This is a genomic window from Rubinisphaera italica (genome assembly GCF_007859715.1).
Taxonomy (GTDB): domain Bacteria; phylum Planctomycetota; class Planctomycetia; order Planctomycetales; family Planctomycetaceae; genus Rubinisphaera; species Rubinisphaera italica.
Genome location: NZ_SJPG01000001.1, coordinates 3028736 through 3050597, shown reverse-complemented (window position 1 = coordinate 3050597; position 21862 = coordinate 3028736). Strand labels below are relative to the sequence as shown.

The window sequence follows — 21862 nt, the reverse complement described above, 5'->3', positions numbered from 1 at the left end:
AACCGTCGTTTACGAATCAGTCTTATCTGCGGAATCGTCTCCCGAAGAACCGACAGCTGCCAGTTCTTCGGTATCGGCTTCTTCCTGCATGTAAGATTCGAAGTCGAGTTGCTTGGTTTCGCCAACTTCCTTAATGGCGACCTTAACCCGGTTTTTACCTTCAAAGGCATTCCGTAACAACTCTTCAGCCAGCGGATCCTCAACATACATTTCGACAGAACGTCGTAATGGTCGAGCACCGTATTCGAGATTGTCGCCTTCGCGGCCTTTTTCGATGAGGAAGTCGCGAGCTTCGTCGGAAAGTTCGAGAGTCAAGCCTCGTTCTTTGAGACGTTCGCGGACTTTCTTGAGTTCGATATCGACAATCAGACGCAGATTCTCTTTGGTCAACTTACGGAAGATGACCACTTCATCAAGACGTCCGAGGAATTCCGGTTTGAAGACTTTCTGCAGAACCTGCTGAACTTCTTTCTTCATCGTATCATAAGACGTTTCTTCATCCTTATTGTTGAAGAAGCCGAACGGTGTTGCATTGGAAATGACCTGAGCACCGGCGTTTGTGGTCATGATGAGGATCACATTTTTGAAATCGACCTTACGACCGAAACTGTCGGTCAAATGGCCTTCTTCCATGATCTGCAGCAACATGTTGTAAACGTCGGGATGAGCTTTTTCGATTTCATCGAGTAACACAACAGCATAAGGACGACGGCGAATCTGCTCGGTCAACTGACCACCTTCTTCGTAGCCGACGTAGCCGGGAGGGGCACCGATCAGACGACTGATGTTGTGCTTCTCTTGATATTCACTCATGTCGATTTGAATCAATGCATCCTGATCCCCAAACATAAACTCGGCCAGTGTTTTGGCGAGCAATGTTTTACCGACACCGGTTGGACCAGCAAACAGGAATACGCCAGTTGGTCGTTTCGGATCTTTCAATCCGCTGCGAGAACGACGGACCGCTTTGGAAACCTGCTTGATCGCCTCATCCTGACTGATTACGCGACGATGCAAATCTTCTTCCATCTGGAGCAGACGAACGGCATCTTCACTGGAAAGTCGCGTCAGCGGAACGCCCGTCATTTTTGCAACGACTGTCGCAGCGATTTCCGCATCAACCAGCCCACCCTGTTCTTTGGACTTTTCTTTCCATTCCTGAGTGATGTTCTCTTTCTTCTTTTTGACTTTATCAGCCTGATCTCTCAAGCTGGCAGCCTTTTCGAAGTCCTGATTGGCAACCGCATCTTCTTTCTGTTGATTGAGTCGCTCAATCTCTTCTTCGATTTCTTTCAAATCGGGCGGACGAACCATTGTCTTCAGACGAACGTAAGCACCAGCTTCATCGATGACATCAATCGCTTTATCAGGAAGACAGCGACCAGTGATGTAGCGTGATGAAAGCTCGACTGCCTTTTGAATTGCATCGTCGGTAATCTGCACTTTGTGATGAGTTTCGTAACGGTCCCGCAAGCCGTACAGAATTTGCACGGTTTGTTCCTGGCTCGGTGGATCGACCATCACACTCTGGAAGCGACGTTCCAGTGCAGAATCTTTTTCAATGTATTTGCGATATTCATCAAGCGTCGTCGCACCGATGCACTGCAACTCGCCACGGCTCAATGCAGGTTTGAGAACATTGGACGCATCAATCGCGCCTTCTGCTCCACCGGCTCCAACCAGGGTGTGTAATTCGTCGATGAACAGAATCGTATTTTTCGCACGACGAACTTCATTCATCACGGCTTTGATACGTTCTTCGAATTGACCGCGATATTTCGTACCGGCAACCATCATCGCCAGATCGAGTACGACGATTCGTTTTTCGGCCAGAATCTCAGGGACACTTCCTTCAACACACATCTGGGCGAAACCTTCGACGATGGCGGTTTTTCCGACACCGGCTTCTCCCAGAAGAACAGGATTGTTTTTCTGGCGTCGGCAGAGAATCTGAATGACGCGTTCGATTTCAGATTCGCGACCGATAACAGGATCGAGTTTGTTCTGACGGGCCAGCTCAGTCAAATCGCGACCGAAGCTGTCCAAGGCAGGGGTTTTGCTGCTCTTGGCGGCTTTGGCGCCACTGCCGGCGGCTCCGGCTCGTTCGCCAGACTCTGCTCCTTCAAGTCCGTGGCCAAGCAGGTTGAGGACTTCTTCCCGGACATCTTCGAGTTTCATACCCAGGTTCATTAAAACCTGAGCGGCAACGCCTTCTTGCTCGCGTAGTAATCCGAGCAGCAAGTGCTCTGTGCCAACATAGTTATGATTCAGGTTCCGCGCTTCTTCCATCGCATATTCGATGACCTTTTTCGCACGCGGAGTTTGCGGTAACTTGCCCATCGTGACCATGTCGGGCCCAGTCTGAACGATCTTTTCGACTTCCAGGCGAATTTTTCGCAGGTCGACTTCGAGGTTTTTCAGAACGTTTGCGGCAACTCCGGAACCTTCTTTAACCAGTCCCAGCAAAATATGCTCGGTGCCGATGTATTCGTGATTGAAACGCTGGGCCTCCTGGTTGGCCAGCTGCATCACTTTTCTTGCTCGGTCAGTGAAACGTTCATACATAAAAACTTTACTCCTTAAGTGGGTGTGTCTGAGAAATGATTCTTTCTCGCAAACCCGAATTCAGCAACTTAATTTTTGGATTTGGGTTGCCTGTGGGTATTCCGTTATATTGAATTCACTTTAATCAGGTACTCGTGACTCTACAATAGTACGCGACTGAACACCGTGAGCCAAATGGTTGGACTAAAAAGAGGGTCAAGGAAATTAAAATCGTTATAATCCTCCTGACCCAGTATATTGAAATGTCTTGATGGGTTGGGAACTGGTTTCCCCACTGCAGATCCCGCCACCCAGTTATTTTAGTTGTCCACACCCCACACGACAAGATAAGTGTTCCCGATCCGGCAAAGGATTCTTTCCGGAATCGAGAATTCTTTCCAAATCCCACACAGAAGTTAAGTTCTAATGGAATTGAGCGTTTTAGAAATGACGGCGATAGCCGTTATTATTTTATTCTCTGGAGTCGTTCAAAGTGCAATCGGGTTTGGATATGCACTTGTGGCGATGGCGTTGTTGCCCTTTTTTCTGGGAGTCAAGCCAGCCAATCTCATTGTTTCCTATTCTGCATTTGCCCCGATTGCCTTGGCAGCCTGGGCTTATCGCAAAGAGATGGTTCGAGAATCAATCCTGCTGGCAGTGACATCCGCATTGCTTGCATTGCCTCTGGGGATCGCAGTTCTGGTCTATGTAGACGATGATTTGCTCGTTCGCTTTACAGGGCTCATCATTCTGGCGATGGCAATTGATGGACTCGTGAGAAAGGCAACCGTTTCGACAGAAACAACGACATCGAACCTGTGGACAATTCTTGCAGGAGCAGCCAGCGGATTTCTGGCAGGAGCCGTCACGATTGGTGGACCACCTATCGCAATTTATGCTGCTCGTCAGCCGTGGTCCCCCAGAAAGACGAAAGCCTTTTTGACGACATTTCTGCTCGTTGTTACCACCATCAAGTTATTTGGTTTGATGGCGACTGATCTGGTTGGTCGCGAAATCTTGTTTTTATCTGCTTTTGTGATCCCGTTTGGATTTCTCGGTGGACAAATCGGTGTCCGGGTCGGCGAAAAAATCAATCCTCGACTCTTTCGCTATCTGATTCTCAGCATGCTCGCAGTCACATCATCACTGATGATCATCCGCGGAGCTCCGGATGGAGAGAAATCTGCTCCCGAAAAAACGACAACGACACTGCAAAAAACAGGGATTAGGGGCGTAGCGTAGCTGCCAGATTGGCCATATCTCAGGATATAAAGATCGCCTCTTCGAGAACGAAACTCAAGGAGTGTGTCAGAGTAACGTGTACCAAACAGACTCGCTGCGCTTCGTGCTTGTCTCGTTTATCATTGAGGAATTGGGAGCGAGTAAGTCTCTATCGACTCGCGGTCGAATCGAGGACTTCTTCGCTATGAAAGCGGACGTCACTCCAAAGGTCCACGACGTATTTTTCAAATTCGTCGGCACTTCGATCTTTGCCACCATCCTGCTTCACGATGGTCTCAGCCGCTTCCTTCAATTCGAGATAGCCTTCTCGCGCTTTCACCAGTGATTTCTTCACAACTTCATTCACGGATTCATCAGCCATGACAAGTTCGTGATCTTTATCGACATTGGTACCTCTGAGTTTGGGAGAAACGCGTTCACGCACCTTTTCTGCAATTTCGGGAGCGACATCTTTGATGTATTCCTTGTGAGCATTTCTCATCACAAGGTTACGTTGAGACAGCGTTAAGGGGGGCAGACTGGCAATTTTTTTGATCATGTACATTCGGTAATCATTCGTCAACGACATGCAAATGAGGGTGTAAACTGCTGAATCTCCGTAATAAGCTGCGGCTGTGCTGTTGGCGAGGTGGCGTCCAAATTCTCGGGAGTAGCGTTCTTCAACACGTTCGATGCTACGTTCCTGCAGATCTGAGGTCGCCAAGCTGTTCCATTGCTCGTAGGCGTCTGCGGCAATATCGCCGGAACGGGCAAAGGAATAACCTAGCTGCTGATAGTCGGTCGATCGGATAATTTTGTAACTGACAATCCCAATCACCTCACTGGTCCCTTCGAGGACCACCGGACCACCGCTGTATCCGGGATAAATTTCGACGTCGAGACGAAATTCATCCGGCCGAACATCGGCGACTTTGCAGGTGCGAGCATACATCGGATCGTATTCCCCATTGCGACCGGGATTTCCCATGACCATCACATCGGCACCATTGGTCGCGGTACCCGCCGACCACAACCAGTAATGATCAGCCGGGACAGGTTCGGGAAGTCTTAGAACTGCGACATCCTGCTTTTGATCGTAGAACATCAGTCGCGCATCTTTGAAAGTCACTTCCCGATCTTCGTCAGGAAAAAACGTGTAGGTAAGATCGCCTACATTTTTAGCCGCAACACAATGAGCAGCTGTAACGATGGTTTGGCGATCTCCATACAAAAAGCCTGAACCAAATCCTCCATCTGGCATTTGCACGAGGCACGTGGCCGATTTCAACAGTTCCCGAAAATCAGAGCCGAAGAGTAAGTCGAGTTTGAGTTCGACAGTCTGATCGTCTTCCATTTTTTGGGAATCAATCTGTTGCAAGTTACCATAACCTTCGACTTCGACAATATAATCGGTATTCGTCGGAATCGTGAATTTTGCTTCCAGGTCGCCCCTGGTCAACTCTTTGGAGTCAATCACTTCTTCTTTGACCGCGTCTTTGACGCGAATAGTTGTGCCGTAAATATCCGTAGTGACAGTGAGTTCATAGTCTTTTGCTGGCGGTTTGGGCGCTTGGATTGGCAGGCCAGTTTGAGGGTCGATATACGGATTATAGGCTGGGGGTGAAACAGTATTTTCCACCGTGGGGGGAGCTTCTTGCGAGCCTATTTTGTCACAGCCCGACAGAATGCCCAAAAACAATATCAGAATTATAATCGTCTCAATTTTCATTGCCTGGTCCCGCAATTACTTGCAAAAATTGAACTTAAAATTAGTCAACACGACTATACAGTTAGTGAACGAAACCGCAATATTGAAAGTCGAGAACTCATGCGAAATTTATCAGATTAGATTTTTGTGCAGGGATATGACTGACACCTTTTCAGATTTACGGAATTCAACATATAGGAAACATTGCATTTACTTTGAATTTTGCAGTTGGCTCTCTGCGATGAAATCCATTCAGACGGATTGAAAAATCAGGTGTCACTCAGGCTGAATGAATCGAAATCAGAAAACAATCAAATATTTATGAATTCCATGTCCCTCGAAATTGCTGGTTTTCGCTTTATGGAATGAGACGAGCAACATTCGAGTCAATAAAATTTCAGGAGTTCATACAATGAGAACATCACTTTTCAATACAGTCGCTTTAGTAACCATCATCGTATCTGTGGCAAGCAGTGTGAATGCTCAGGATTACAGCCGTCAGTCACGAATGAAATATGACTACAATCCTCGTTCATTCCAGCCACAACAGCCACCGTTTGTACAACCACAGTTTTCACCAATTCGACAGGAAACTGGCTTGGTTGACTGTAATGCCATCCTTGGATTCACAGGCCAGATTACTAGGGACGGAATGTTAATTCGTAGCGTCATTCCAGGGTCTGAAGCCTGCCGCATCGGATTGAGTGAAGGTGATATTATTCTGCGTGTCGAAGGCTACCGAATCGGCTGCCTGCATGACTGGGAATCAGCACTGGCTGCTGGTCGTGGTGTTCCAACTTTCCATGTCCAGCAATGTGGACGACGACGCGTCGAACGTATCGTGGCGACTTTGCAGACTGGCAGAGGAAACCACTGCGGGCGTAATCATTATGATGATTTCAATCGCAACCCGGTATTTCCCAATCAGAATCAATACAATCAACGAGGCCCTTCAGGACCAGTTTTTGAGAACCACCATGACGACGACCATCGCGGAAACAATCCACAGTGGGGGAATCAGCCGCGAGGAAATCAACAGTGGACTCCAAGAAATGATCAGCAGAACAGTTTTCGATCCAACAATCACTCTTACGGAAACAGAACAGCCTCGACTGATTTGTGGAGCTCCAATGGAATCCGTTTTGGAATTTCCTTTGGGAACTAATGTGTAAATATAAGTGAAATTGATAGTCACTCAGCCTTCCGGCTTTTCCGGGAGGCTTTTTTTGTGGGTTTGTCCCTCATTACATCGTTGCTCATTCATCCAACTTGGATTCGGAATTCCAAGCCGGTACACTGCTGGTCATGCTTTCAAATTTGTTTCCGCTCAACTTCTATTTTATTTGATCGATCACAGATGTGATCATTTCGACGAAAGTTATTCATTCCATGGATGCGTTAGCGTGCCAGAGTCTTGCGATCGGTGGAGATCATGCCGGTTTTCTGATGAAGTCGGAACTGGCAGAGTATCTCTCCAAGCTTTCCGTCCAATTCGTCGATTGTGGAACTCACGATGAAGCTCCTGCCGATTTCCCGGTCTTTGCGGAAAAAGTTTCAGAACTGATTCTCACTGGAAAAGCAGAACGAGGCATCCTGGTTTGTGGCAGTGGAGTCGGTGTGAGTGTTGCGGCCAACAAGATTCCCGGCATCCGCGCAAGCTTATGTCACGATACCTATTCCGCTCATCAGGGTGTGGAGCATGACGACATGAACGTGCTCTGCCTGGGGGCTCGCGTTATCGGTCCTGCTCTCGCATTTGAGGTGGTCAAAGCATTCCTGCATGCCCAATATACCCCTCAACCACGTCATCAAAAACGTGTCGATTTGATCAATGCAATCGAACAGAAAGCTCTGGATGGTGGCTATTCTGCGACTTGATACACAGAGGTCTCGAATGTTTTATCAGTAGGTTGGGTTTGCGAAGCGTAACCCAGCAAATGTTTACAGTAAGCATATCGATTTATCACTTCGAGACTTTGGATTATGCATTCTGCTTAACCCAACCTGCGATCTCTGCTGAAAAGATGTTATCAAATGGAACTGCGAGAGTTAGGTCAAAGTGGTTTGAAAGTTTCTCCGGTCGGTTTGGGGTTGGCCGCATTGGGACGTCCAGGATATATCAATCTGGGACATGCTGATGATCTCGATGAGGAATACGATTCCACGCTCATGCAACACCGTGCTGCAGAAGTTCTGCAAACTGCCTATGAAGCGGGAGTACGTTATTTTGATGCCGCTCGATCCTACGGAAAAGCCGAGCAGTTTTTGAGTCACTGGATCGCTGCTCACCCCGATCAGCAGGAGATGACCGTCGGCTCAAAATGGGGTTACGAATACACTGCTGACTGGAAAATCGATGCAGAGGTCCACGAACAAAAACAGCATTCACTGGAACGATTGAATCAGCAGTGGGGAGAATCGCAAGCGTTATTATCCAGTCACCTGAATCTGTATCAAATCCATTCCGCGACGCTCGAAAGTGGAGTGCTACGCAATGACGCTGTGCTCAATCGGTTGAAAGAACTCAAAGAATTTGGATTTGCTATTGGTTTGAGTGTGAGCGGGCCAGAGCAATCCAAAGTGATTGAGCAAGCCCTGACCATACGAAATGGCAAGCGACTGTTATTCGATACGGTGCAGGCGACCTGGAATTTACTCGAACGCTCTGCTGGCCCCGCATTAGAGGAGGCCTATCGACAGGGAATGGGAATTATTATCAAAGAATCTCTAGCAAACGGACGTTTGACAGAGAGGAATCGATCTCCCGAATTTGCTGCCCAACTCAATTTACTACAGTCTCACGCTCAACGGCTGGAAACAACGATCGATGCCTTATGCATGGCGTATGTGATTCAGCAACCCTGGGTTGATGTCGTCCTGAGTGGAGCCGCAACTTCAGAGCACTTATTATCGAATCTTGCTGCGTCAAAAGTGATAATCGACGAGGATTTCGAAATCGCATTCCGTTCATTACATGAGGATGCTGCCAGTTACTGGAAAACAAGAAGCCAACTCAACTGGAATTAAGAGCTTTCGACTATTCTGGTGAGAAGGGAAAGCTCGCGGCGGCTCAGAATTTCACCTGATCTTAATAATGATGCGTAATATCGGTTTTGATCGATGATGTTCTTCCAGTATTTTATAAAGTTAAAGAGAAGGATGTTTTTGATCCTAAATCTGAAACCAAGTCTCAATCATTCTGTTGTGTTCTCATGAAATCACTCCTGTGCATTCTACTGGTTATTGTTTCCTGCCACTTAACACTTTCGGCAGACGAAAAGCTTCCACGAGTTGATACATCGATTGAAGCTCCGCTGTTTCAGTTGCGGCCTGCCATTATTGAAACGATTCGCACCACAGGCAGCGGAAGAGTCGCGGATATGTCTGTTCGTCTGGGAGATAAAGTTCAATCAGGCGAGATGTTACTGCGACTCCAGGTCGATCGCCTTGATACCGAACTTCGTCGTGCGTTAACGAATTACAACAACATTCGTTCTCAGTTTACCGCAGCAGAGCAGGGAGCTGATGCGGAAAAAATCGCCTCAGTCACACAGTTGAGTCTGGCAGCGGAATCAGAATTGAGAGAAATTGCCGAACGGTTTCGAAATCTGGCAATCACAAGTCCTTTTACCGGCATTGCTGACCGCATCCATATTCTTGAAAAAGAACTCGTCAAGGCAGGGCAACCTGCTTTGCGGATCATCCAAACCTCTTACATGCAATTGCGTGTTCCAGTCGACAGCACCACCATTTCCCCAGGGCAGCAAGTTCCCGTTCTGCTAGGTAAAGGGCGTATCGCTGGCACTGTGGTTGAGTTATTACCTCCTGGAAAAGATGCGGCTCAATTTCGTTCTCTACTCGATCATCTGGCCATTGCCGTTATCGCCATCGACAATCGTGATGAACTCCTTGTAGATGGAGAACTGGCATTTCTCCCCATTTCTCCCATGGCGATTGTTCCCGAAGAATTTGCACTGGCATTAAATCGATTCGATCCTCAGGTCATTCTTCAAGCCGCAGAGGGTGAAGTGACTTCGATTCCAATCTCGATTCTTGGCGATGTCGGTCAGCAAAAAACACTGGTTGTCGGTGCATTTCGAGAAGGTGATAAAATTGTCGAACGATCAGAAGAGAATCTGGAAGATGGCTCTCCAAACTGGCTACCGATTGGTGGTACGATTTTGTTCTCAAAAGGAGATACGATTTTCACTCCCAAACAATTCGTGTCAGCAATGCCCGCGCTGGCAGAATCGCGCGTAGATATCACTCCAACGTCGATGTCGAATACTACGGAGCAGTTTTCGACATCGATAACATTCCAACGTCCTGCATTGCTCGATTCCCTCTTGCTCCCGAATGAGTATCCACTGTGCCTGACCGACACTTCTTTGCTCTCGCAAATATTTGGAATTGAAAAAGTCGACTTGGCATTCTTCCGCCAAGTGAATTCGTACTACGTTCAGGAAGCGATCCAGAAACGACTGGCATTAAAACGCATCGACGATTTAAAACTTGCTACGCCTGCTGGAAAACTCAGTGATTATTTACGTGCCGTTGAAAGTTTGAATCAGGACTATTTACTGGCGATATCCCCCATTCGGACCACTCGCTCTCCAAAAGCTCAACTAATGGCTCTTTTCTCAGGATTTGGATATCAGTTAATTTTCACGCCTCAAGGTCAAAATGTTTTGGCTGTCACTCCCGAACAGGCTCATCAATTAAAGCAGACGCGAAACCTGTTGATTGATCAGCGCGAAGAAGTGATCCAGAAATATTTCCAGTCGAGTGGCTCTTCAGATCAACTGCTCGAACGAACAACGCAAATTCTTTCCGCATGGAAAGAAGATCTCTCCATTATGCTGACCGAATCGCAACGGGATCAAATTGCAAAGTTGAAATTAAATTCTGGTTCTTCATCTGAAAACATGGTTACCAAAAACGAGACCACAAAAGCAAATTCAGGTGTGGCGACTGAAGAATCGGAAGAGCAACCCCGAATAAAAATGCCAGAGGCGTTACAGGGAAAGTCAGAATCGACAATGCTGCCATTTCTCATTCTTGGGGCAGGTGTCGCAATTGTTCTGGCGGCAATGATTGTGGGATACATTCTCTACAGGCGAAAGCGCACTCCATAGAGAATTATCGCTTATTTCTAGAGTTTAGCGAAACTCCAGATACAAAATAGCGATTACTAGAGTTCGCCATCGCTTACGTATCTTAACCCGAAGCGTCAGCGAGGGGACGGCTTTCGATTAGCAATTCGGTCAATCTCTGGTAGTCATATCGTCGATGTCATTTTCTGCAATGTGCGGCAAGGACAAATCCAGCTTCTTGCTGAAGTTTGATGCCCATCTGACTGCAGAACCCCCTTTATATTGGTGAAGCAATGAAATTCGCTTTTCTTGCAACCGCCCAAGTCTGTCAAATTTCACAGAAATTTGAGTGCAGTTCCCTGAATGTTAAACAGGGAGGAATAGGCTGAGATGTTCGGTTCTCCCCGAAATGCTAAAAGTCGGGGCCATTCTGGTTCGATAAGAATGATGATGCTTACGGGTCGGGCTGATTTCGAAGAGTTCGAAATGCAATTCGTAAGCTTTCATTATGAGTCGGAGTCAAAAACACGGAAGTAAGACTCGGCTCGACCTTTGCGAGACATCACGGAAGGATTCATACGATGTCGAAGATTCGAACCTATCTGACATGTGGCTTAATGACAGCATCCCTGACGGGCTGTCAAATGGGACCATCATTTAAAGAAAGCATTCTGGGCCAGAAGCCTGTTGTGCCAGCTGAGAATCTCACCGAATCGGCTGAAGAAACGAAACTCTCGGAAGGCTTGGAAAGCGTTGTCACGAACGAGGAAGAAATCGTTGTTCGTGAAGCCACTCTCAGTCGTACGATTGAAGAGCCCCTGGTCACGACAGCACCAGAACCTGAGCCTGAGAAGGAAACTGCAACCGAAGCCGAAGCCGAAAAGCCAGGGCGTTTCACCCGCTTTGTAAATTGGGTCAAACGCACAGACAGTAAAAAGGCGAAATTAGAAGAGAAATCTCGAGAGCAGAATCTTCTCGACGAAGCCACTTCTGCAGCCAAACAAACAGCTGAGTTGGATATTCCAACAGCGGCTGATGGTCAACTCGGAGAGTCTGTCTCCGATGCAGATGCCTTGTCAAAGCAAATTGCAGAGCTAATCGAATCTAAGCCCGAATCTGCTCCTGTAGCCGAAAGTGAAGAATTTATTGCAGAAATGCTGGAAAATTCAGCGAAAATTGAACAGGCAGAAGTTGAGGACAGTTCCGAAATCGATGTGGCGTTCGATCTGGCCTCATATGCAGACGCGTCGGTCAAGAAGCAGGAACTTGCAGAAAAAGTTTCTGAAAAAGTTAGCGAATCGACCAAGGTCTCTGAAGAAATTCTGGCTGATGCTGGTTCAATGCCTGAATGGGCCAATACCGAAGTGGCTGCTGCAGTGGCAAAAGCTGCAGAAAAATCAAATGAAGAATTTGCCTGGACCAATGAGCCAGTGACAAGTGATGTCGCCGAATCCAAAGATGAGACGACTCCAGAAGAAGCGTTCGCTGTCGAGGATACTGCAGAGGTGAGTGAGTCCACAGCCAAGCTCGTCATTGATGACTCCGTTGACTCTGAAGCAATCGAAGTTGAAGTTGAAGTTGCAAAAGCAGAATCTACTAAACCAGAGAAGAAAACTGCGGTTGCGACAACTCCTGCAATATCCAACGACATTCTGCACCTGCTTGATGAAGCACTCGGGGATACCAGTTGGAGAAATGCCGGAGCACTTTCAGCAGTCAAACGTAAACCGGAAACGGCCTCCAGTTCTGCAGAAATTAAGCAAATCGCAGAATTGCTGACCAGCGATGAGACCAACCTGCGAATTCAAGGGTTGCGTCGGGCTTACGAACGGGGGGGGGATTCCGTCCTGTTATCCGATGTCATTGCCGAGATGATGAATGATTCCGATCCGAATGTCCGGGCTCATGCCGCCTGCACTTTGTATCATTGGAATCAGTCCATCGATGAAGTGACGAAAACTCTGGGAGAAGTCGTCACTTGCGATGATCAGAAAGCGGTTCAGTTATCAGCGATGTATCTGGGAGATATGTCGAGACAATCTGAGACGATTGTTCCAATCCTCGAAACGGCTCTTGTGAGTGCCGATGGGCTTTCCAGTCTCTATATCTCTGAAGCACTGCTCAAGCATAATCCTGAGCATGTCGATGCGATGTTTCGTCTCACAGCGATGATGCGAAACAAAGATGTTCAGGTTCGCTGGTTGACTGCCCATACTTTGGGATCAGTCACTGGAAAACTTAAACCATATGCCATCGAAGCCTTGCGATGTGGCTTGCGGGATATCGATGATCAGGTGCGATGTGCCTCGGCTCTTTCACTCGGTGGCTTGGGAGAAACTCCTGACATCGTTGTGGCAGAACTGCAGTTCATCTCGGCTCATGCCGCTCCGGAAGTTCGCGATGCTGCTAACATCGCTCTGGAATGTCTGTACGAAAAATAGTAGTTGCGGATAACCATCAATTCAAAAACGGCGTGCCAACAAGCACGCCGTTTTTTTATTTCTGTTTCTTAACTCGAAGCGTCAGCGAGGGGACGACGTCCATACAATAATATACGAACTCTGAAAATCCGTGATCATCCGTGTCCATCCGTGGTTTCAAAACGTATCCTAGTTATCACTCATCCTCACTCCTGAAATTTTCCAGCTGATCCACAAACTCTTCACTCATCCCTGCTGCAAGTCTCGCCTCCCGCTGGAACTGTTCCCCCTTGGCTTTGAGTGGTCTGAGCGGCCAGTGCAAATGTTTCATCCAGACATCCCAAATCTGTTCATTCTCTTCGGCCAGACGATTCATCCATGCCCACCCAAATCGAACATGCTCAATTTCATCACGATGAATCACTCGCATCAATGCCGCACTGCGTTCGTCTCCGACATCGGAAAATGCCTGAGCAAATTCTAAAGTGTGATCCAGATTGGCTCCTTCAAAAACAAGAGGTAACCCGGCGACATAATCAAGAACCGATTGAAACTCCTGCACCTTCTTCCAGATGTAGCAATTGACCGGTAGCGATCCAAACTCAACTCCCAGCTTCGCAGCCCGTTCGGCATGCATCCGAGTGTGCCGCTGTTCATCCCTCATTATGTCTGCCATACCAATGCGAAATTCCTGAGGGGCATCAGGAAAAGCGAGTAACGTCCAGGCCATCGCTTCCAATGCCTGCAATTCATGATTAGCCATGATGTGATGAGCAATCGCCCGTCGTTCCGGTTCGTGTAATCCCCCAAACTTGGGCATCGCCGGTGCAGCGCGAGGAAGAGCGAACTGCAGAGAAGCACTTCGCATTGGTTCTGGAACGCGAAGAGCTACTCCTGGGCTTTCATCCGTCCAATCACCATCACCGACCGATATTTTCAGGTCGAGATCGGGCTGCAGTAAAACCGTCTCAGCAAATTCTCTCAGCTCCATTTTTAAATTCACCGTTAAATAACATTGTCAAAATCATCGCAAAAGTAAGAATGCAGGATTTGCTATCATAGCAGAATCTGCTCAATCCAAGGTCGAAAAATTGCAATCATGCCATAAGATAGAAACGCCGAGATCGGTAATGTGAGCAATACAATGAGGAACAAATCGTAACAGATTAACTGCACACGCAGGAATCGACTGGCTCCCAATGCATCGAGAGTTTGCATTTCTGCCTGGCGTAACTGGAGTGAGAAAGCCACGATGACCGCAAACAGCACGGAAACAATGATTCCCAGTATCAACGCGATTGTATTGACGAGTTGCTGAATATTGACGAGCACTCCCAGCAAATCCCGAATGACATCGACTGGACGGACCGTCAATAACGACTGGTCTTCCGCGAGCCGACCTTCCCAGATAATTCCACTTCGTTCACTTTCTGGATAGACAAGCAGGGAAGTGATTGGGAATTCATCCTGATTTCCGTGAAAATGAAAGCTCTGATAGTTCTCATCTGTCACTTCCAGATAACTGACGCCGCCTGCAGTCAGATCACCATGAGCAGCACTGATTTGAGTCTCCTCATTTTCAGAGGAATGCAGAGCAGCCGCATGACCATGACCAATTCCATCGAGCAACCAACCCGTTTTCAAATCGACAAACACAGCCCGGTCATCGGGACTGTGAGAAGCTTTCAGGATTCCAACAATCCGCATCCGTAGCGGTAGGGCTCCCGTCGGATTCAGGTAGGAATCACTATCGCTCAATAGTGAATCACCGATTGATAAACCGAGTTGGCGAGCTACTTCAGCACCGAGCACACAATCGCCAATTCGCTCAAAGAGCTTCCCCTGAACCGCATGGTTGTGCTTTAGAAAATAATCGCGTGAAGTTCCTACGATTGGAAAATGATGAGAAGTGTGCCTTAAATGAATCGGAATGGCAGAGACGAGATGATCCTGTTCGACCTTCTCCAGGACATCATAATCGAGCAGGCCATTCTCGCGCGGCCTGAAATACAACGTATTCACAACCAGTTCATCGGCACTGCCGGGAGGCCCGACCACAAAGGGCACCTGCTCAGCCCGACTCAGCAAACTCGATTCAATCGAGCCAGTCATTAGCGAAGTGGCCAGCGGTATCGAAATCGCCAGACTCAAACCTGAGATCAACAGGCAAGTCCGTACCCAGCGAAAACGAGCATGTTTCCAGGCCAGCAATAATAAACGTCCCATACGAAACTCTTTGAGATGAGACGATCAGCATAGAGAAAAATGAAAGCAGGGTGGTGACTGGGGTCGCAGAGAAGCGGAGCCCCAGTTTTCCCGCATATTAGGTTTACAAATTCGTCAGTCGTCCCGTGCTGTCACCGAAGGCATCGATGGGAGTCCCCATTCGATCGAGCATCGACAAGTACAGATTCGCCATCGGGGTTTCTTTTTCATAAACCAGATGCCGTCCGGTTTGCAATTTTCCAGAGGCTTTACCTGCGATCACAATTGGCAAGTCTTCATGACGATGACGATTGGCATCGCTGATTCCACTGCCGTAGAGGATCATGCTGTGATCGAGCAGTGTGCCTTCACCTTCGGGAATCGTTTTGAGTTTCTGAACAAATCGAGCGAATTCTTTGGCCAGATATTGATCGATCTTCTGCAAGTCAGCAACTTTATCGGCTTCGTCGCGATGGTGAGACAACTGGTGATGCGCTCCCTTCACATTCAAATGAGAGTACGTACGATTCGAGCCCCCATTAGCCAGCATGAATGTCGCGACGCGGGTTGAATCTGTCTGGAAAGCGAGTGTCAGGATGTCGTACATCAAAGGAATATGAGCATCCACATCGGCTGGAACACCTTGAGGAATTTCAAACTCAGGCGGCAATTGTCGCTTCTGAGGAGCGGCTCGTCCAATTCGCTGTTCAATTTCTCGCACACTGGTGAAGTACTCATCCAGTTTCTGCCGATCCGTTTTTCCTAAACGACCGGAGAGTTTACTGGCATCTTCTGAAACCGCATCGAGAATACTGGTCCGATAAAAATCACGATCCTGACTTTTCTTGACATCTGTCAACGACATCCCGAACAGTCGCTCGAAAGCCAGCTTGGGATTGATTTCTTTAGCTACGGGCTGATTGGGAGATCTCCAGGCGATATTCGATTGATAAGCACAGCTGTATCCCGAATCGCAAACCCCTGCTTGACGTCCCCCTTCGATGCCAATTTCCAGAGAAGGCAGGTGAGTTTGTGTTCCAATTTTCTGAGCTGCAACCTGATCGACGGAAATACCAACCTGAATATCTGCTCCCCCCGTTTTGCGAGGTTGAGAAGCCGTCAGGAAGGAAGCGGAGTTTCGGGCATGATCGCCACCACCATCGCCATTGGCGCGGGCTTTATCGTGAGTTAAACCGGACAGAAAAAGACAGTCATCTTTCACTGGGGCGAGTGAGCTTAACGTTTTGGAGAGTTCGAAATCTTTGCCTTCCCCCTTAACGGTCCAGTCTTTCATGATGGCACCGTTGGCAAAAAACACAAACGCCATACGGGTCGGCACGGCAGCAGTTGGTGCCGCAGCAAACGATGTTGATGACATCATCGCTTCAAGCCATGGCAATCCCATGACGACACCAGCACCACGCATGAAATTGCGGCGATCAAGTTGAAAATTGGTCACATTTCGTCGTGTTGTTGAACTCATTGTATTTCCAATTCTGTAGAGAAGCCGAGTTTAATTTATCTGTTTTACTGACTCAAATAACCTTGGGCGGCGGGGGCGCTCTCGAAGAGAAGCCCCCGGAATTTCTATAAGTCGGGGGCTTCTCTTCGAGAGCGCCCCCGCCACCCGTGTTCTAAAATCTTTCGCAAGCAATTTGAGTATTGTTAGACATTGATACTAAATGACATTAGTGGCTTACCTGCTGCTTGCGGAAGGCGGGACTCTTTACGATTTCCACAATCAAACGGGAGATGCGGTATTCATCGTTCCGGGTTGCCATAATAATGTCGTCAATTGTGCAACGGTCATACCATTGTAGACCACGCCCCAGGGCATAGGTCAACATTTTTTCTGAAAGACAACGGGTAAACTCATCAGGGCGTTGTCCCAAAATTTTTATCAATTCCAGTGGACCATTAAACGATTTCCCATCAGGCAGGTCGCCGCGAGAGTCAATCGGATGCCCTCCCTCTTCCTCACGCCATCGTCCAATCGCATCGTAATTCTGCAGACCAAAACCGATCCCATCCATCAATTTGTGGCACGAACTGCAAATTGGGTCCTTCTGGTGAAGAACTAACTGCTCGCGGAAAGAAAGATTTGGATTCGAGGCCTGAGTCTCTTCCAACGATGGAACTGAGGGGGGAGCAGGGGGAGGATCTTGAGCCAGGATATTTTCCAGTACCCATTCCCCACGTTTTACAGGAGAGGTTCGGTTTGGAAAAGATGTCAGTGTCAAAATACCAGCATGGGAAATCAATCCTCGTCGTGGTTTTTCTTTTAGGCTGACCTGCTGAAATTTGGATCCTTTGACCGAATCAATTCCGTATAACTTTGCCAGTTTTTCGTTAACGAATGTGTAATCTGCGGTTAGAAGTTCTGTAAGGCTTAAATCCCGTTCGAGGATGTTAGCAAAAAGAAGTTCGGTTTCCTGCTGCATATCTCGAACGAGTTCTTTGTTGAACTCTGGAAACATATCCGGGTCGGGAGAGAGCTCGTTCAATTGTCGCAGTCCCAGCCATTGACCCACGAAATTCTCGGTGAGAGCCTTGGCCTTTGGATCGAGCAGCATTCGTTTAACTTGTTTGGTCAGAACCTCATCCTGATTCAATTTTCCAGACTTTGCCAGCTCAAACAATTCTTCATCCGGCATGCTGCTCCACAGGAAATAAGAGATTCGTGAGGCGAGCGCGAAATTCTCAACAGCCACAGCATTCTTGCTATCTGGTTTGTTTTCAATACGGAACAGAAACTCGGGCGAAACCAGCACGGCTTGAATCGCAATCTGCAACGATCGTTCGTACGTTTCATTACGAGACTGAGCCAGCTCAAAGATTTTCAAATAACGAGTCAATTCCTGATCGGTGACGGGCCGACGGAATGCTCGGTCAGTGAACTTTTTCATAACCTGCAATGCCGCTTGCTCAGGGGCCAGTTTGTCGGAAGGCGTGGCGGTCACAATCATGCGATGTGAAGCAGGATAAGCCGAGTCAGGCACTTTTTCCGGGCCAATGATTTCAACGTATTTCAAATACATATTTCGATCGCGACGCTTCGGGTCTTCCGCATCTGGATCGTAGAAATCGTTTTCAAACGCGACATCCAGTTCGTGATCCCCTTTTTTCACATCCTGCGACCAGGCAATCGTTTTGTATTTTCGATGTTCAGGGATTTCGTGGGATTCAATTTTAGAATTGTCAAGTGAGATCTTACATTTGGCGAGTTCATCGCCCGCCTGAGTCGCAGCGACAACCACACTGAATTCGTATTTTCCTGCGGCAGTGGCCTTGAAGCGAGCCTTGGCCGAGCCTCGCGAAGGGAAGCCGACTTCGTTGGAATTGGCTGAGCCAGAACCACTGATCACAAAATCGTTTCCAGTCCACTTGCGATCGACAATGAAAGATTCCGGCAACGCAATCGCAGCTGAGGTCGCCGTTTCTGCAGCTGAAAGATATCGCTCCATCAGAATCGGAGAGATCGTTAACACATCGCCGATGTTATCGAATCCGTAGCCGACATCGTCAGTTGGAAAGTTTTTCGAGAGTTCAAGATTGACGCCCAGTAAATCGCGGATTGTGTTGTCGTACTCCGAACGATTCAATCGATGCACGGTCACATGCCCGGGATTACTGATCCCCTGACAATCGAAGTGATTGACTGCACCATCCAGCCATTTTGCGACAGCTTCCCGCTCAGCTTGAGGAGGAGCCTCGGCATCGGAGGGTGGCATTGCTCCCAGTGAAATCTGCAGATAGGCATGATGCCAGAATTCATGGTTCTCCAGCAGATTGGTATCGGGATCTAGTTGATCGAATTTGACACCCCCCTCAGAAAAATCTGAACTGTGGCAGTCGATACAATATTTTTCCAGAAACGGGATGACTTTAGTCGAAAACTCATTTTGCTGTTCGGCAAAAATGCGAGTAGAACCAGGAGAAACATCTCCAGTTGACCCGGAAGGCAGAAAACTACTGACGGCAAACGCCAGCACGACAACTCCGGCAATACCGACCGCAATCGGCCAGAGTCTTCTGGCAGATTTTTTTTGACCTTTGGTTTTGGTTGCAGATTGCTTGCCGGAGCGAAGTTCCCGTCTCGTTTTTGGTAACGGTGCAAACTCAGGTGCAGGCCTTTTGGTTCGAACAGGCTTTGTATATTGTTTTTTTGCGACAGGCGTCTGCTTCGATGGTTTCACCGGAGGTTGTGAAGATGACTCTTTGTTAAGAGCCTTCATTTTGAGCTTGGCTTCAATCTGTTCCAGAGTTGGCAGTTTCAATTTGGCGCCGCAGTCTGAATTCGGACACTGCGCAGTCTGACCGGCACGATCCATGCGGATTCGCAATGACTTTTTACAATTCGGGCAGCGAAACTGAAATACTTGCATGTTCAATTATAGAGGCAGTCCATGGCTCTGGAGCAACAATTTCGCTTGAGTCGCGGCAAAATTGATGCAAATTACAGTTGTGGAAACTGAAATCACTTGAAAATCAATAGTTTTGCGGAAGCCATGAGGAAGGAAAGTTGGCGTGCATATTGTGCGGGAAACGTTGGCTTGATGGCCCCTATGCAATCAGTCATTGATTGACATAATGATATCAGCGCATCTTTATTTTACTAAATCTCGTCAAACCTTATAGGGTAAATTACCCATTCCAGCCAAATTTCTGGGAATTTTGGGGGAATAATCAGGATGTAGGCAAGCGATTAAAATTTACGAACCGACGTTGAAATTGGTTTTTGATCTACATTTTGTAACTCAAGCTCTGTAATTTTCCAGAGATATTGTCCTTGATCATCCGGATCAGCAGAGATCTGCATTTCCGCCAGATAGCTGTTCGTCCGTTCGTGAATATGCCCCCAGTGTTCCACGCGCCCCGGCACATTCCAACGGCACAGATAACGAAATTCAGGACCTGCTGAATTGTCGAAATTGTTGGAGAGTAATTCGCAGGTTTCAACTTCAACTGCACCCGCCTGCCCAACCGCTCCGTTCTGTGTTTCCATCGTCAGCGATTGCCGAATCTCCAGATACATCTCCCGCAGCAGAGGACCGGAAACAACATTTTCCAACGCTTCGAAAGTCGCAGTTTCGTCCCGTTCATTCACGGCCTGATAAACCTGGGTTAAGAGTTGTTCGGTAATTTCCTCGGCATTCACCCTGGACTCAAATTCAACGATCATTGATTGTTGGATAGTCCAGCTGGTAGTAATAGTAGGTGCAATTAACAGAGCACTTAATAAAATAACTACACTCAGGAAGTAGGATTTTATTCGATTATCCCTCGATAATAACATTGAGACTGTTACGGTTAGAATCAAACAGGCAACCAGCCCGATGAATGTCCGCTTCAGGAGGGGGATTCTTGACTGCATTTCATGGAGCTGATCCAACTGCATCTGCAATTCCGGGCCAATTAAAACCGAAGCGGGTAGTTGACGGTCTTCATTATTTTGAACTAGTGAATACGTCAAAACATTCTGATCATCCACCTGCCGCAAAGTTTTCTGCTCGGTGCTTTCTCCCTGCACGAGAATCAAACTGACCTGATACAGAAACTCATTGAAAAGCTCCCATTTCAGTTCCACATTATTATCTGACGGTGTTCTTGAGATCGAAAGAATCACACCCACCCGAGCATTCGCCATACTGACGACTTGGGGCGGGCGGTTCTTGGAAAAATCGCGAATGGCGACTCCGAAAAATTCAATGCGATCGAATTCCACCGGAGTGGGCTCGCCATCGGTTTTCAGCTGAATCGACTTGCGGAACAACTCTTCGATTTTCGGTTTCAATTCTTCCTGCTGTTTCAGATCGAGTTTGCCGGTTGGGTCAGAGGCAATATCGAGGGAGCCTGAGAGCGTCGCCAGCGGAACCAAAGTTTCCAGGCGAATTTCATTCGGCTCCACATACAGAAACGCGTAAGTTTCTCCATAAGATCGCATCCCCAGAGAATTCTGACGATCCTGTTCCATCTGTTCTTGAGGAGAGAGTTCCGCTTCTTTTGTTGCTGATTCCTTCGTCGGAATCTCCGTCGTCCAAGGCTGATTGGGCAACAGCAGGCTTTGCAGACGACTGCCGTAAGGAGGTTTTACTTTGACCTGCACTTCCGCAGGAAAGGCGGATTTCTCATTCACGAACTTATGCAGGAACGTCAAAAACTGAGGCGGTTCCGAGATCGGATACTCAAAATGATAATTCAGCTTAAAGAACATCAACTGCCCAAACGGAATCGCAACGCCGGGAAGATCCTGATCATCAACGGAAAGAAATTTTGGCATTAACGGAGTGCCATCCTGATCGAGAATGAAAAAATTCTTCTCCAGAAAACTGCGATGCAATTCTGTCCCCCGTTTGATCTCCTCAACGGAAAGTTTATTGTCAGCATCAAGCGGCAGATTGTGGAACAGATAGAGATCTTCAACGTACACTTCGATACGGGTCACAAGCCGGTCCGGTTCGATTTCGACAAACGCATCAGAAACAGAAATCGGATGAGCAGAGCAGGGGACACTGCAAAGCGTCATCCCTGCAATGATGAGAATCAAACTGGCAAACATCCGACTCAAAATCGTCCCACCATTTCAAAAAGCCGTAGGTCAGGCTGTGCCTGACGAGTAGCGATGTCAGTTTCTCTAAGAATTGAACCGCAGATGGACGCAGATAAACGCG

At 47.8% G+C, this 21862-nt stretch carries 13 protein-coding genes; 6 read left to right on the top strand and 7 right to left on the bottom strand.

The window, feature by feature from the left end; all coding sequences use genetic code 11:
• Positions 1-9: 9 nt before the first annotated feature.
• Positions 10-2565, bottom strand: a complete 2556-nt coding sequence (locus tag Pan54_RS11350) for an ATP-dependent Clp protease ATP-binding subunit (protein ID WP_146503593.1) — start codon at positions 2563-2565, stop codon at positions 10-12.
• Between the two features lie 405 nt (positions 2566-2970).
• On the opposite strand from Pan54_RS11350, the gene Pan54_RS11345 reads away from it, so the two are divergent.
• Complete coding sequence (locus Pan54_RS11345) at positions 2971-3786, top strand: sulfite exporter TauE/SafE family protein (protein WP_146503592.1); 816 nt, start codon at positions 2971-2973, stop codon at positions 3784-3786.
• A gap of 148 nt (positions 3787-3934) precedes the next feature.
• Here Pan54_RS11345 and Pan54_RS11340 read toward each other — a convergent pair whose 3' ends face one another.
• A complete protein-coding gene (locus tag Pan54_RS11340) occupies positions 3935-5404 on the bottom strand; it encodes a trypsin-like serine peptidase (protein WP_165441732.1) in 1470 nt (489 codons plus the stop codon).
• A gap of 481 nt (positions 5405-5885) precedes the next feature.
• Between Pan54_RS11340 and Pan54_RS11335 the strand changes: the two genes are divergently transcribed.
• The 5 genes from Pan54_RS11335 (at position 5886) to Pan54_RS11315 (ending at position 13007) form a co-directional block, all read left to right on the top strand.
• The gene (locus tag Pan54_RS11335; protein ID WP_146503590.1) at positions 5886-6638 is read left to right on the top strand and encodes a PDZ domain-containing protein; all 753 of its coding nucleotides are present in this window, start codon (positions 5886-5888) and stop codon (positions 6636-6638) included.
• Between the two features lie 224 nt (positions 6639-6862).
• Complete coding sequence (gene rpiB, locus Pan54_RS11330; protein ID WP_146503589.1) at positions 6863-7351, top strand: ribose 5-phosphate isomerase B; 489 nt, start codon at positions 6863-6865, stop codon at positions 7349-7351.
• 156 nt (positions 7352-7507) lie between these two features.
• On the top strand, positions 7508-8500 hold the full coding sequence (locus Pan54_RS11325; RefSeq protein WP_146503588.1) for an aldo/keto reductase: 993 nt from the start codon (positions 7508-7510) through the stop codon (positions 8498-8500).
• A 185-nt stretch (positions 8501-8685) separates the two neighbouring features.
• Entirely contained in the window at positions 8686-10608 is a 1923-nt protein-coding gene (locus tag Pan54_RS11320; protein ID WP_146503587.1) for an efflux RND transporter periplasmic adaptor subunit, read from the top strand.
• Positions 10609-11147: 539 nt separating this feature from the next.
• Positions 11148-13007 (top strand): HEAT repeat domain-containing protein, encoded by a 1860-nt coding sequence (locus Pan54_RS11315; RefSeq protein ID WP_146503586.1) that lies wholly within the window; start codon positions 11148-11150, stop codon positions 13005-13007.
• Between the two features lie 175 nt (positions 13008-13182).
• On the opposite strand, the gene Pan54_RS11310 is transcribed toward Pan54_RS11315, so the two are convergent.
• The 5 genes from Pan54_RS11310 to Pan54_RS11290 all read right to left on the bottom strand — a co-directional run bounded on the left by Pan54_RS11310 (position 13183) and on the right by Pan54_RS11290 (position 21750).
• Positions 13183-13977, bottom strand: a complete 795-nt coding sequence (locus Pan54_RS11310) for a ferritin-like domain-containing protein (RefSeq protein ID WP_146503585.1) — start codon at positions 13975-13977, stop codon at positions 13183-13185.
• A 65-nt stretch (positions 13978-14042) separates the two neighbouring features.
• Entirely contained in the window at positions 14043-15212 is a 1170-nt protein-coding gene (locus Pan54_RS11305) for an ABC transporter permease (RefSeq protein WP_146503584.1), read from the bottom strand.
• A gap of 103 nt (positions 15213-15315) precedes the next feature.
• A complete protein-coding gene (locus tag Pan54_RS11300) occupies positions 15316-16674 on the bottom strand; it encodes a DUF1552 domain-containing protein (RefSeq protein WP_207310115.1) in 1359 nt (452 codons plus the stop codon).
• Positions 16675-16879: 205 nt separating this feature from the next.
• Positions 16880-19522 carry a DUF1592 domain-containing protein gene (locus tag Pan54_RS11295; RefSeq protein WP_165441731.1) on the bottom strand — a complete coding sequence of 881 codons (2643 nt, stop codon included), beginning with the start codon at positions 19520-19522 and terminating at the stop codon, positions 16880-16882.
• 374 nt (positions 19523-19896) lie between these two features.
• Positions 19897-21750, bottom strand: a complete 1854-nt coding sequence (locus tag Pan54_RS11290; RefSeq protein ID WP_146503582.1) for a hypothetical protein — start codon at positions 21748-21750, stop codon at positions 19897-19899.
• Positions 21751-21862 lie beyond the last annotated feature (112 nt).